Annotated in this window: 8 protein-coding genes and 1 riboswitch; of the genes, 7 read left to right on the top strand and 1 reads right to left on the bottom strand. The window is 45.0% G+C overall.

The genetic code is table 11. The features are described 5' to 3' along the window. Positions 1-4: 4 nt before the first annotated feature. From ACN6MW_RS09040 to ACN6MW_RS09015, 6 genes are all read left to right on the top strand, one after another. Entirely contained in the window at positions 5-871 is an 867-nt protein-coding gene (locus tag ACN6MW_RS09040; protein ID WP_419875176.1) for a carbohydrate ABC transporter permease, read from the top strand. Positions 872-887: 16 nt separating this feature from the next. Continuing rightward, a complete protein-coding gene (locus ACN6MW_RS09035) occupies positions 888-5,183 on the top strand; it encodes a family 43 glycosylhydrolase (protein WP_419875175.1) in 4,296 nt (1,431 codons plus the stop codon). Between the two features lie 252 nt (positions 5,184-5,435). Continuing rightward, on the top strand, positions 5,436-5,837 hold the full coding sequence (locus ACN6MW_RS09030) for a MerR family transcriptional regulator (protein ID WP_419875174.1): 402 nt from the start codon (positions 5,436-5,438) through the stop codon (positions 5,835-5,837). Positions 5,838-5,840: 3 nt separating this feature from the next. After that, complete coding sequence (locus tag ACN6MW_RS09025; protein WP_419875173.1) at positions 5,841-7,013, top strand: MFS transporter; 1,173 nt, start codon at positions 5,841-5,843, stop codon at positions 7,011-7,013. 303 nt (positions 7,014-7,316) lie between these two features. Next, positions 7,317-7,402, top strand: a riboswitch (cyclic di-GMP riboswitch). A gap of 86 nt (positions 7,403-7,488) precedes the next feature. Continuing rightward, on the top strand, positions 7,489-9,177 hold the full coding sequence (locus ACN6MW_RS09020; RefSeq protein ID WP_419875172.1) for a pyridoxal phosphate-dependent decarboxylase family protein: 1,689 nt from the start codon (positions 7,489-7,491) through the stop codon (positions 9,175-9,177). Continuing rightward, positions 9,158-10,888 (top strand): methyl-accepting chemotaxis protein, encoded by a 1,731-nt coding sequence (locus ACN6MW_RS09015; protein ID WP_419875171.1) that lies wholly within the window; start codon positions 9,158-9,160, stop codon positions 10,886-10,888. Before ACN6MW_RS09020 ends, ACN6MW_RS09015 begins: the two co-directional genes overlap by 20 nt. A gap of 51 nt (positions 10,889-10,939) precedes the next feature. Here the strand turns inward: ACN6MW_RS09015 and ACN6MW_RS09010 are convergent, their stop codons facing one another. Further along, the gene (locus tag ACN6MW_RS09010; RefSeq protein WP_419875170.1) at positions 10,940-11,335 is read right to left on the bottom strand and encodes a YmaF family protein; all 396 of its coding nucleotides are present in this window, start codon (positions 11,333-11,335) and stop codon (positions 10,940-10,942) included. Positions 11,336-11,676: 341 nt separating this feature from the next. On the opposite strand from ACN6MW_RS09010, the gene nikA reads away from it, so the two are divergent. Further along, a complete protein-coding gene (gene nikA, locus ACN6MW_RS09005) occupies positions 11,677-13,314 on the top strand; it encodes a nickel ABC transporter substrate-binding protein (RefSeq protein ID WP_419876308.1) in 1,638 nt (545 codons plus the stop codon). Positions 13,315-13,331: the final 17 nt, after the last annotated feature.

Below are 13,331 nucleotides of genomic sequence, written 5' to 3'. Positions count from 1 at the left end.
AGTCGTGCGTAAACCTATAGCTTTCCAAGCCTTTTTGGTCACCATTTTGACAGCTTTAAGCCTAATCATGTTGGCTCCGTTAATTCACATCCTGTCGGTTTCCCTAAGTTCTCCGCTTTATGCGCAGGCTAAGTTAGTTTATTTCTGGCCGAAGGGACTGCAGTTTGCCGTTTACAAAAAGATAATTTCGATGGATGAAATGTGGAGGGCGATGGGCGTCAGTGTCTACATTACCATTGTCGGCACGTTGATTACATTGGCGCTTACGTCCATGATTGCTTTCGCGCTCTCTCGAACGACCATGCCAGGTCGAACGTGGATCATGCGGCTCATCGTGCTTACTTTTATTTTACCCGCACCGCTTATACCGGGTTTTCTGCTTGTCAAATCCCTCCATATGCTTGATACGCTCTGGTCATTGATGATACCGGGAGCAACAAGCGCCTTTTATGTGATCATTATGCGAACCTTTTTCCGGAATGTTTCCGGGGAGCTGTTCGATGCGGCGAAGATGGACGGCTGCAGCGAAGCGGGCATCTATTTCCGTGTCGTGCTGCCCTTATCGACGGCTGTTATTGCCACCATCGGTCTCTTCCATGCCGTTTATCAATGGAACACTTACTTTTCCGCACTTGTTTTCATTAGGGACAAGACGCTCTATCCTTTGCAGGTGCTGCTGCAGAACCTGGTCGCCAAGAAAGGACTGAACAACTTCATGGGAGAGGTACAGTTCGAATTAAATATGCCTGTTACGCCGGAAATGATGAGCGCAGGTATTATTATCTTTGCCACGGTGCCGATTCTGGTCGTCTATCCGTTCCTGCAAAGATATTTTGTCAAAGGCGCAATGCTGGGATCGCTTAAAGAATAATAGAGGAGGTTATCCAATGAAACGTTATCTAGTGTATCTGGTAAAAACGGTGATTGTTCTAGCTCTTGCGACAACCGGATTTCTCATTGGTCCGTTTGAACGCGCCAGTGCGACGATTGCGGATATAGACAAAATCGTACCAACTCCCCAGCAGGTTAGCTATACGGACGAGTTTTTGACGCTGCATGACGGTACTTCCTATAAAGCGGCTATCGTAATCGGCAGAGAAGCTTCCCCGGCGGAGGAGGAAGGCGCGAATTTGCTGCAAAGAGTCATTGCCCTCAAGAACGGGCAGCAAATTCCGATACTCTACGACGATCAAACCAATTCCGGCTATTCGGTGGTGATTGCCATCGGAACGGCGAATACCAATACTGTTAACGGAAGCCACTCCATTGACGTTCCCGATCATAAGGAAGGGTATGCAATCGAGCGGGCGTTGGTTGGCAATCGGCATATCGTGTTAGTAACCGGTTACGAGGCTATCGGAGCCTATTACGGTTCGACGAGCCTTGCCCAAATGGTAGATTCGAGCGGCGCCTTAACCCGGCTGCGGGTCGTATCGGTTCGCGACTATCCGGATATGGATATGCGGATCATCAAGGACATCTACACAAAATATCATGCAAATAATGAAGGCGAATTTACGTATTCCGACGCTAGAGACTGGATGCATATGCTTCCTTTGCTGAAGATTAACGTGTTCAACTTATGTTACTCTCATCTGTTAGAGAATGGATGGAGAAATCCTTCTTCGGATTACGTGAATGCGGTAAAGGAATTTAGCAATTATGAAAGGGACAAAGGGATCATCCAGTTTATGCAGGGGGTCAATCCCGGTTATTCGGGAGGGTTGCCGACTGATGCGGAGTATAGCAAGCTGATCGATTTGTTTAAATTATCACTGGATGAAGGCGCTTCCAAAATTATGCTGGCCTTTGACGATCAGGCCTATCCGGATCCGGCGAAACATCGGGATTTGGTCAATAAAGTACAAAAAAGTTTGTCAGGTCAGGAAGGGTTCTATTTGCTGGCGACACCGGAGTTGTACCATTTGGGAGAGTCGGATATCAGCACGTACCTGAATACTTTTACGGACGGACTGATCCCGGAGATCGGGGCGACTTGGACAGGGTATGATGTCTTCTCGACGGAGTTAACGCCTGCCCACGTATCCACTTGGAGAAATTCTACGAACAATCCTTATAAACTGCCTTTCTATTGGCACAATGACTACGAACTGGCGGATACAAGATTGAATTTTAACGATAAGGACGTACCGAAATGGGAGATAGACAACTATTACTTTACAGATTCAAGAGTTCCGTTTAAAACGAAAACACTAGTTCCGCCAGCTCAATCTTTAACATTGCCGGGCGGTTACGTATGGAACGATATGCCGCGGAATACTTCCGAAGGCGTCTTGGAAAATATTTTCCGGCCGACAACTCCGCACAAAATCTATGCCATATCGATGGCGAACTGGATGTGGAATCCCGATGCCTACAAGAACGATGCGACAGAGTTTGCGCGTGCCAAAAAATATTGGGACACCATCGTATCCAATCCGGGATTTAAGAAAACCGCTACTTCGTCATCGGAGTACAGCGCTGACTATGCCGCCATTAAAGCCGTGGACGGTATTAACAGCAATGACACCGTGGAGAATGCTTGGGCTACCGCTAGCGGTGCTGCGCTTAATTCCTGGTGGAAGCTGGACCTAGGCAAAAAGCAGAAAATGGAAGGCGTGCGAGTCAAGTATCGTGAGTTTGAAGAAAAAGCATACATGGTTCCGAACTCGGTAACCGTGCAAATAAGCAACGACAACGTCAACTGGACAACGGTCGTGAGTCAATCGACGAACGTTCCGCTAGAAGGTTCAACCTATGCTTCCGAAGTGTACTTCTATCCTTTCCAGGGGGAGGCTAGATACGTGCAGCTGAAGTTTCCTACAGGTGGGCAAAACTCGCTGATCGAGCTTTCGGAGGTTGAAATCGCTCAAGAAAAGGCGGTAGCGGCATCCGTTAATCTAGCGATCGGAAAGACGGCTTCCGCATCTTCTGTAATTGACAGTACCTACGCTGCAGGCAAGGCAAACGACGGTGTGAATAGTCATGGAACCGCCAATCCGAACAATGCGTGGTCAAGCACCTCGGGTACGAACCAGAACAGTTGGTGGAAGGTCGATTTGGGACAGCAGGAAAAGTTTAAAACCATCGAGGTAAAATTCAGGGAATTTATCGCAGATACGGCCTATATGGTGCCTAAGACGATTACTATTCAAACAAGCGACGATAATACGAATTGGACGACACTGATCGCAAGATCGGCTAACGTTCCTGCGACTGGTCAGCCCTATGGGTCCGCTACGTATTCCTATTCCGTAAACGGCAAAGGAAGATATGTCCGATTGCTGTTTGAAGACGGCGGCCAGGACACGCTAGTGCAATTGTCGGAGGTCGGGATCTATAACCGCAGTCTTCCTCAGCATCAGCGGCAGACGCTAAATGCCGCCTTTAAGAGAAAAGCGACGGCTTCATCGGCGTATTCGACGATGTATCCGGCCGCTAAGGCAAACGACGGTACGCACTCCCGCAGAACGGCGGAGAATGCATGGGCATCAACCGCCGCAGGAGCGGTAAACTCATGGTGGGAGGTTGATTTGGGAAAAATAACGTCCATACAGGATGTGGCTTTATACTTCCGGGAATATCCTTATGGCACCGCATATACCGTGCCGGCCAACATCACCTTTGAGGTTAGTAATGACAAGAATACCTGGACTAACGCACTGAGCGCGAACAATGTACCTGTCGAGGGTCTGAACTACGATTCATCGAAGTACACGTACACTTTGAACGCTTCGGGAAGGTATTTGCGGTTAAAATTTCCAGGTGGCGGTCAGAGCGGCCTTGTGGAACTATCCGAGGTAGAGGTGCGTTCGCCGTTGCTTGCCCGATCCGATTTCCATAATGTCATCTCTCAGGATGGCGCCGACGCATGGATGTACAAACATACCGATGGTTACTATTATTACACCCGGACGACGGGAAACAATGTGACGATCTGGAGATCCAAGACCATGTCCGGTATTGAATCCGGCGAGAAGAAGGTCATCTGGACCCCGCCGACCAATAACCCCAATGCGGCTAACTGTCAAGCTATCTGGGCACCGGAAATTCATTTTCTAAACAATGCCTGGTATGCCTATTATTCGGCCACGACCTGCGGTGATACGGATGGTTATAACCATCGCATGTTTGTATTGGAAAATACAAACGCCGATCCGTTCCAAGGAACTTTTACCGACAAAGGGAAAATAACCGACGCGACCGATTTGTGGGCAATCGACGGCACCGTGTTGAATCTTGCAGGTCAGTTGTATTGGTTCTGGTCCGGATGGGATTCTCCATATCAGGTTCGCCAGAACCTCTATGTGGCATCGATGAGCAATCCGTATACGCTGTCAAGCGCAAAGACGTTAATCGCATCGCCTACTTATGGCTGGGAGATGAGTGAGGGTGGACCTGATGTACCTGATATAAATGAAGCTCCGCAGCCTATCGTCAAAGGCAATAAGGTTAATCTGGTATACTCGGCGAATGGCAGTTGGAGCGATAATTACAACTTGGGACTGCTGACGGCAAGCACCACGTCCAATTTATTGTCGGCAGCTTCCTGGACGAAGAAGAACGCATCGATTTTCAGCAGTGGAAGCGGCATCTACGGACCGGGGCACAATAGCTTCACCAAATCGCCTGACGGCACCGAGGATTGGTTAATCTATCATACTGCTAGATTTTCAGGCGCAGGTTGGACACGGAATGTAAGGGCGCAGCTTTTTACGTGGAATGCCGATAACACGCCTAACCTCAGCGTTCCGGTCTCACCGAACTTTCCGATCCGGACACCGTCCGGGGAGCCCGAGAGGAAGAGATATGAAGCCGAGGAGGCGAAGCTTGCGAACGGGGCAAAGAGAGTTCAGGACGAGACGGCCTCAGGCCGCAAAAAGGTTGGATACATCGATAATGCGAACAGTTATATCGAATTCGATGTTACCGTCGCTTCGGCGGGTTCCTATATCCTGTTGGCAAGAACGGCTAACGGAACGATCGGCAAACCGGTCGCAACATACAACATGACTGTCAATGGAGGAGCGAGTCAAGCGGTTGACATTTCGTATTCCGGCTGGGGAAACTGGGGAACGACTGCAATCGAGAAAACCTTAACGGCCGGACATAATAAAATCCGGTTTATCAAAGGCGCTAATTACGCGGAGATTGACTATCTGGATGTTATGCTTAAACCCTAAAAAGCGGTTTTTGATGAGGGCCAATTGTCTGACGGTTGAACGTCGGACAATTGGCCTTCTCTAGCTTCCATGGTTAGAAGTAAAGCAGGATAACGCGCTAAATGATTGCCGAACCGGGCATAATTACAAAATAATGGAGAGTTGCCTTGTTAAGGGCTTTTTTTTTACGTTGTTAAACGGCATCAAAAAAAAGCCCTTGACTTGGAGTTCACTTCAACTGTTAAGCTTCGATAAGTTAAGGAGGCGATTTTTATGATGATTTCAGAAATATGCGAGAAATTTGGAATCTCACCTGATACCTTGCGTTATTATGAGCGAATAGGTCTTATTCCTCGTATAAATCGTAATAAAAGTGGGATAAGGGAGTACTCAGAACAGGACTGTAAATGGATTCAAGTCATTATCTATATGCGTAACGCAGGTATGTCCATAGAGTTGTTACTTGAGTACGTAGAAATGGTTCATCAAGGCGATTCGACTATTCAAACAAGAAAGGAACTATTAGTTCAACAACGAGACCAGTTGGTTCCAAAAATTGATAAACTACAGAAATCCCTGCAACTTTTGAACGGGAAAATTGATAGTTATGAACAGTCTGTGGCACCGAATGAAAAAAATCTGAAAAGCGCAGAAGACAGAGGAGATACAACTTAACTTATGACTAAACAAAATAATTTGCTTATATTTATTTTAGCTGTAGGCGTTTTCGGTATTCTAACGACTGAGATGGGCGTAATTGGGATACTACCTTCAATTGCTGAGCAATTTGATATCAGTGTATCCAAAGCAGGTCTGCTAGTGAGCCTCTTTGCACTGGCCGTTGCAATATCTGGTCCTATTATGCCGTTATTGTTTTCAAGAATAAACCGTAAGACGGTAATGCTGCTCGTTCTTGGTATTTTCGTTGTAGGTAACATTGTTTCAATATTTGCACCAAGCTTTACCGTTCTGCTAATTGCTCGTGTGATCCCAGCCTTTTTCCATCCTATTTATTGTTCATTGGCTTTGACAGTTGCTGCTACCTCTGTTAGAGCGGAAGAAGCTCCTAAGGCTGTTTCTAAAGTGATTTTAGGCGTAACCGCAGGTATGATACTTGGCGTACCCATCACTAATTATATTGCTAGCGGAGCTTCCATAGAAAAGGCCATGTTATTCTTTGCTATCGTTAACGCTATGGCATTCATAGCTACAATGATATTTGTGCCATCCATGCCTGTTAAAGAAAGGCTTTCTTATGGCACCCAAATAAGCGTATTAAAAAAGCCGGTTCTTTGGTTAGCTATTGCTACTGTCGTATTTATTGGTTCTGCAACTTCGAGTATTAATACTTTCATCACAGAATATCTTGGGACCGTAACGAATATATCGGGGAAAACCTTAACTTTGGCATTGTTTTTATTAGGTTTAGCAAGCCTGCTTGGAAATTTGGTAGGAGGAAGGTTACTTACCAAACATGCTATGAAGACGGCAATACTTTTCCCAATCGCATTAGGTATCGTTCTCCTATTGTCATTCCTTACAGGCATGTCCACTGGACCTATGTTGGTAACAATTATGTTATGGGGAATTTTATTTGCTATAGGTAATAATGTCGGTCAATATTGGATTACCTCTGCGGCGCCAGAAGCTCCAGATTTCGTTAATGGATTGTATCTATCATGCGGTAACTTAGGGATAACAATGGGTACAGCAGTAGGCGGTTTACTTATTTCAGGAATGGGCACGCCATACATCGTCTTTGGGGGATTGCTATTCTTGATATTAAGTTTAATATCCATTCTTCTAAGAAACTACATGTTTAGTCCTTCTACTCTGCTATCATCAAACTAATCAAATAACATGACCGGCGAAAGCATCGTCCGAATAATTAGGGAGTTTCCCTTTTTTATCGGCACGATGCTTTTTTTTATTTCCGGCAAAAAGAGAAGATAAGAGTAGTAAAGGGAATTTATAAAAGAAAACGGTGTCATTTATATTAATAGGGTAATTGTTACAAAAAAAAATAACCGTCGACATAATTCATTAGTTCTTTAGACATATTTAACTAAAAAAACGTTGATTCTGGAAAAGTGAGATAGTAGAATGTTCCTATTAGATGTAAATGTTTTCTAATTAACCTGTAAATTTCTCTGAATTTAATATTGGCAAATCCATCGAAAGATGGTGGCGCAAAGCTATAGGGACTACTTCTTAAAAAGAAATGTCAGCCAGTTGCAATGTTATAAGCAAAGGGTATACCTATGGTCGTTTATAGGTGTGCCTTTTTTATTTAGAGAGAAAAATATCAACGGTGGAGAGAGGTAGTATGAGTATGAATCATCAAACTAATATTCGCAGCTTATTTCCAAGTGATGATGGAAATGTAGAGCAGCGTAACAAGTTTTTAGAATTAATTGGGCAGATCGTTAGCGGTGTCGATGAGCTAAAGGACCCAGAATCGGTTTTTTTGAAAGGGAATAAAGAGCGAGGACCGCTTTTTTATAAGGAGCTGGCGGATGCTAGCAGAATTCCACATCTCGGAAGCCCGCTGGATGAGGTTAATAAAGAGCTTCTATCCTTGCTTCACGCTCATCCCTATCACACCAAATACTTTTTAACCAATATTTTACCTATGGCCAGCACCCCGGGAATACTCGGCATGCTTACGGCATTCATGGTGAATGGCAATAATTTATGGGATGTATATGGACCGGCTGGCGCCGAAGCCGAAGTTAAGGTCGTTGCGATGATGTCGGATCTTATCGGCTATCACACGGCTGTAAGCGGAGGTTATACAACTTGGGGCGGCCAGGGCGCAATATTCACCGGATTGAGGCTGGCGATTAATAAAGCAAGCTCATCTGCCGCAAAGAGTGGAGTGCCCCAAAACTTATATGCGTTCTGCTCGGAGGCGGCACATTACAGCCTTTATAAGTCGATGGAAGCCACAGGGATTGGAAGCGATCACTTAATCAAAATCCGTACCCATGAAGATAGCTCCATGGATATCGGGGATTTGAAAGCGAAAATGGAACAGGTTATCGCAAAGGGCGGCATTCCGATATACGTTGTTGCCACTACGGGTACGACAGATGCAATGGGCATTGACAATCTTGATGAAGTATATCAAATGACAGAACGCTTAGCACAGGAGCACCGTATCCAACGGCCCCATATCCATGCCGACTCGGCTCTGGGCGGATTCTTCGCTTTCTTCAACAACTACGATTTTGCCAATAATCCTTTGAATATTGCGGACGAAGCGCTTGCAGCTCTAAAAGCCATTCAAGCAAAAATGAAACATTTGAACAAAGCAGATTCTCTTTGCTTCGATTTTCAGAAGTTGGGACAAACCCCTTATTCAACAAGCTTATTTTTAGTGAAAAATGCATCTGATTTAAAGCTTCTGGATTTAGATCCAGACGAGACTCCATATGTCGGACACCGGGGATATGGGCAATATCATACGAGCTATACGTTAGAATGCTCAAGAATGGGAAGCTCCATTAGCATATACAGCGCTTTGCTGGCGTTTGGAATCGAGGGATATCAAAAACTGTTAGCTCAATTTGTTGAAGTAAATGCCGCCTTCCGAAAAGCGCTGCAGAGGGAAATCCCGGAAGCAATCATCGTTAATCCTCTAAATCCAGGCATCATCACATTGTTCCGCCTTTATACGGACGGGCAGAATGGTTATGCAAAAGAATATGCCGGAGCCAGCAGCTATGAGGAAGTAGACAAAGAAAACAAATTAAATGAAATTTTGTTTGAGATACTGGGAAGAGACCGAAGAGAAATGTTCTTTGGCGATACCAAAAAGCATCTTTACGTTCCTACAAGGGATAATAAGAGAATTGCGCTATATGCCAGCAAGCTGTTCGTAATTTCACCATATACGCAAGTGTCCGATGTTGATTCTATTGTTCATTATTTAAAAGGCAAAATCGAAGAAACCTATTCGGAATATAATCGAACAAATACAAGGGAGCTCACTCATGAAGAAATCTATATTTAGTTTTAATTGGTATAAAGAACATCTAGCTGTAAAAATTGCGTTCAGCATTCTTCTCTTGCAAGTTATTACCTGTGTTGCTTTTGCCGTATCCGGCTATATGACCCAGCATAATCTTTCAGAGAAATTGCTGGAGCAATTCGATAATCGGCTGAGTACGGATATTCAAATTGCAAGCAATACCTTATCCGCTATCCCGGGATCAGGAAAGCTGCTAGCAAGTACGGATGACCCGAATTATGCATTGATCAAAACAGAGTTAGAGAAACTGCAAGAGATTCATAGCCTTGAGAATATTTACATCCTTTCTAACTCCGAGAATAACGAACGGATTCTTATCCTATCCGGTGTGCCGGATGATTTTGGAACGCCTTACCCGTTTACAGCTGAAATGAAAGAAGCAATCACATCGAATAGTCCTGTAATAAGTCCTATTTATAATGATGAGTACGGTACACATAAATCCATCTTCGTTCCGCTGTCCGATGAGTCGGGTAAAGCATTTGGAATCCTTGGTATTGATTTAGATGCTTCCGTTGTGCCCAATACGACAACAAGCTCAAATCTGACTACCATCATTATTTCAATTATAGTGCTCGTAGTCGGAAGTATAATCGCAATCGTAATCGGTAGGGTAATTACGAATCCGCTACGCAATTTAATGTTAGCAGCAGATAAGATTGCAGCCGGCGATATGAAAACGGCTATTGCTGTTCAGAGCAATGATGAAATCGGAAAATTAGCTATATCATTTGGATTAATGATTAATAGCCTTAAAAGTCTTATTCAACAGGTTGTTGCCTCTTCAAATCTTATTTCAGTAACAAGTCAACACCTAGAGCAAACTGTAAATGAGTCAACGAATAGTGCGCAACAGGTTGCTGATTCAACCAATCGGATGACAGAAGGAATTAATGAAATCGTTCTGAGCGTGACTGATAGTCAAACGAACATCAACCACATCGATTCTGAAATTAAAGATGTATCAGGCGGTATGAAGGATATTCAGAACATCGCTGCGGAGGTGCATAACCAGTCAGAACAAGGTCAGGACCTTGTTGAACGAACTCTTCAACAGATGTATGTAATCAAACAAGCCATGCTTCAATCTCAAGAAGCTGCTACTGCACTAGAGGAACGATCTAACGAGATAAGTGAAATCATAAACATTATCTCTGAAATATCCAATCAAACGAATCTGCTCGCATTAAATGCTTCAATAGAAGCGGCTCGCGCAGGAGATGTGGGGAGAGGATTTGCAGTCGTTGCCGGTGAGGTTAAGAAATTAGCGACACAATCTGCCCAGGCAGCATTGTCTGTGACAGATCTTGTATCCAGTACGCAAGAAAATAGTTTGTTAGTCATGAAAAGTATTAACGATGGAAGTAAAGCCGTTGAGCAAGGGCATTCATGGATACAGGGAACATACGAAAACTTTAAAGGAATTTATAGCGGCGTTTCGGAGTTTACCGAGCATACGAACCATATGTTCAGTGCATTAGGCAAAGTGGATGAGTCTTTTGAGAAAATAACCGAATCTATGCAGCAAATCTCTGGTATAACGCAGGAACAGGCTGCAGGAACGGAAGAGGTCGCTGCATCTGCTCAGCAACAAAGCGCTTCTATGCAAGAAATATCCGCAGTAATTATACAACTTTCCAATCTTTCTGTTGATTTAAATGAATCGATAAAACAATACAAGCTAGATAATTAAGAACGAAAAAAGGTGCTCATGTGAGCACCTTTCTTTTTTAGGCCAACGCTTTTACATATTATTGCTAACTTCATTTCCTGTTCTTCCTTGATAAGCATGTGAATGGGGATGAGTGCCGTTAATAGTGGTATATCCTTCAAATAAGTGATAGTGCCCTCCGCCGGGAAGAGCGATGGCCGGGCCGGTCGTTCCTTGAATAAGGTGGGTATGGCCTTGATTCAGTGAAGTAACAGTTTGATATCCATGCACATGAGGCACTCCGGTAGGAGCAGGAGCGGTCCAACTCATATATTGATGGGAATGTCCGTCATCGATGGAGGTTTGACCGGAAAAGGCATGAACATGGACGGGTGTTCCATTCCATGACGTTATATATAGCTTATGCGAATGATGGTTATCGTCATCTTCGGAAGATCCCATTACAAATCCGTTAACTGGAATTCTCATTTTTTGCTCCCATTCCTAATGAGTTAGGTACAGAATTAGTCTATGATGATTCATGTTTGTCAGGTAACGGCTAAAGCCTAAAACAATGATAGCGTTCATGTATCGTTTCTCACGTTGGTGGACGATGAGGGAGTTGAACAAGAGGTCGAAGTTTTGGGATCTCTTGATTTGGAGAACGAGATGTCAATTATGCAAACAGAAAGCACGAATTGCTTATATTTGCGGAATCGTGGGGGAAATTGTTATTGACACGCCTACATGATAAGGGTTATCATTCTTACTGAAATGATAATGATTATCAATTTAGGGGAATAGAGAGAATGAGAGGGGTCATCTTAGAAATGGTTGCAGGAAAGAGAAAATCAATGGTTCTACTGGCAGCGGCAATTATGCTGCTCTTGTCCACCGCCCTTGCAGGCTGTTCCAACGGGGGCAATGCGCCGGAGCAAAACAATGCTGAGGCAAACGAAACGCCAGCAGAGAAAGTCGTTACCCTATCTTGGCCGCGTGATATGGGGCCTATGAATCCGCATGTGTACAATCCGTCTCAGCTCATTGGGCAATCGATGGTCTTTGAGCCTTTGGTCAATTACGAAGAAGGCGGCAAGCTGGAGCCTGCATTGGCTGAGTCTTGGACGATTTCCGAGGACGGTAAGGAATATACATTTAAAATCCGGGAAGGCGTAAAATTCTCCGATGGTTCTGCTTTTAACGCTACGATCGTCAAGAAGAACTTCGATGCTATCATGAAAAATGTTGACAATCATAGCTGGCTCGGCTTTATCGCTCTTCTTGAGAAGACCGAAGCTGTGGACGAATATACATTTAAGATGAATTTGAAAGAATCCTACTATCCGACGATCCAGGAACTGTCTGTCGTACGTCCTGTCCGCTTCCTTGGAGAGGCCGGATTCCCAGATGACGGTGACACATCGAAAGGTGTGAAAGCCTCGATCGGTACAGGTCCATGGATGCTGAGCGATTATAAAACGGACGAATATGCGACATTCACCCGTAACCCGAATTATTGGGGTGAGCAGCCGAAGGTCGACAAAATCGTCATCAAGATCATTCCAGACGGCGACACGCGCGTACTGGCTTTCGAGAAAGGCGAGCTCGACCTGATTTATGGTGAAGGGATCATTAGCCTGGATGCCTACAAGCAGCTTGAGGAATCCGGCGAGTATGAGACCAAACTTTCCGAACCCGTTGCTACGAGACAGTTGATACTGAATACGGCTAATGCAGCATTAGCAGACTTGAACGTGCGCCTTGCGCTGCAGGCGGGCTTTAACAAACAGGCGATGGTCGACGGCGTTACGTCGGGATTCGAAGAGAAGGCCGATCATTTGTTGTCCACTAACCTGCCTTATACGAATATTACCGTTACACCTATTCCTTACGACGTAGAGAAAGCCAAGTCCTATCTGGATGAAGCGGGCTGGAAGCTGCCCGAGGGCAAAACGGTTCGTGAAAAGGATGGCAAACCGCTTGAACTTGAGCTGATCTATGAGAAAGCCGAGCAAATTCAAAAGCCGATGGCCGAGACGTTACAGGCTGAATGGGCCGCAATCGGCATTAAGCTGAACATTACCGGTCTAGATCTGACCGAGCAAATTAAACGGTTCCGCGCAAATGACTTTGACCTAAACTTCTTCAGCAACTATGGTTCGCCATATGATCCGCACTCCTTTATCCAGATTACCGCTGAGAAGGGCTTTGGCATTGCGGAAGCGCTGGCTAAACTGCCGATGAAGGCACAGCTCGACCAGCAAATTCATGATGCGCTCGGCTCGACGGACGAGAAGAAGCGCGAAGAGCTGTACGGTTCCATTTTGACGACACTTCAAGAGCAGGCAGCAATCGTTCCGATCTCCTATGTGAAGAAAATGGTCGTTGCCAACAAAAAACTGGGCGGCGTTGAATTTCCGGCAAATCGGGATGCCAATGCATTCTCTAGTCTGCAGATTAACGAGTAATCGCCAGGGAGGCCATT

This window comes from Pristimantibacillus sp. PTI5, from assembly GCF_048572955.1.
GTDB lineage: Bacteria > Bacillota > Bacilli > Paenibacillales > Paenibacillaceae > Pristimantibacillus.
This window is presented reverse-complemented; position numbering and strand designations above follow the sequence as displayed.

Excerpts from the sequence above, each read along its gene's own strand:
- ACN6MW_RS09035 (WP_419875175.1), top strand. The coding sequence starts at position 888 with ATGAAACGTTATCTAGTGTATCTGGTAAAAACGGTGATTGTTCTAGCT.
- ACN6MW_RS09030 (WP_419875174.1), top strand. The coding sequence starts at position 5,436 with ATGATGATTTCAGAAATATGCGAGAAATTTGGAATCTCACCTGATACC.
- ACN6MW_RS09025 (WP_419875173.1), top strand. The coding sequence starts at position 5,841 with ATGACTAAACAAAATAATTTGCTTATATTTATTTTAGCTGTAGGCGTT.
- ACN6MW_RS09020 (WP_419875172.1), top strand. The coding sequence starts at position 7,489 with ATGAGTATGAATCATCAAACTAATATTCGCAGCTTATTTCCAAGTGAT.
- ACN6MW_RS09015 (WP_419875171.1), top strand. The coding sequence starts at position 9,158 with ATGAAGAAATCTATATTTAGTTTTAATTGGTATAAAGAACATCTAGCT.
- ACN6MW_RS09010 (WP_419875170.1), bottom strand. The coding sequence starts at position 11,335 with ATGAGAATTCCAGTTAACGGATTTGTAATGGGATCTTCCGAAGATGAC.
- nikA (WP_419876308.1), top strand. The coding sequence starts at position 11,677 with ATGGTTGCAGGAAAGAGAAAATCAATGGTTCTACTGGCAGCGGCAATT.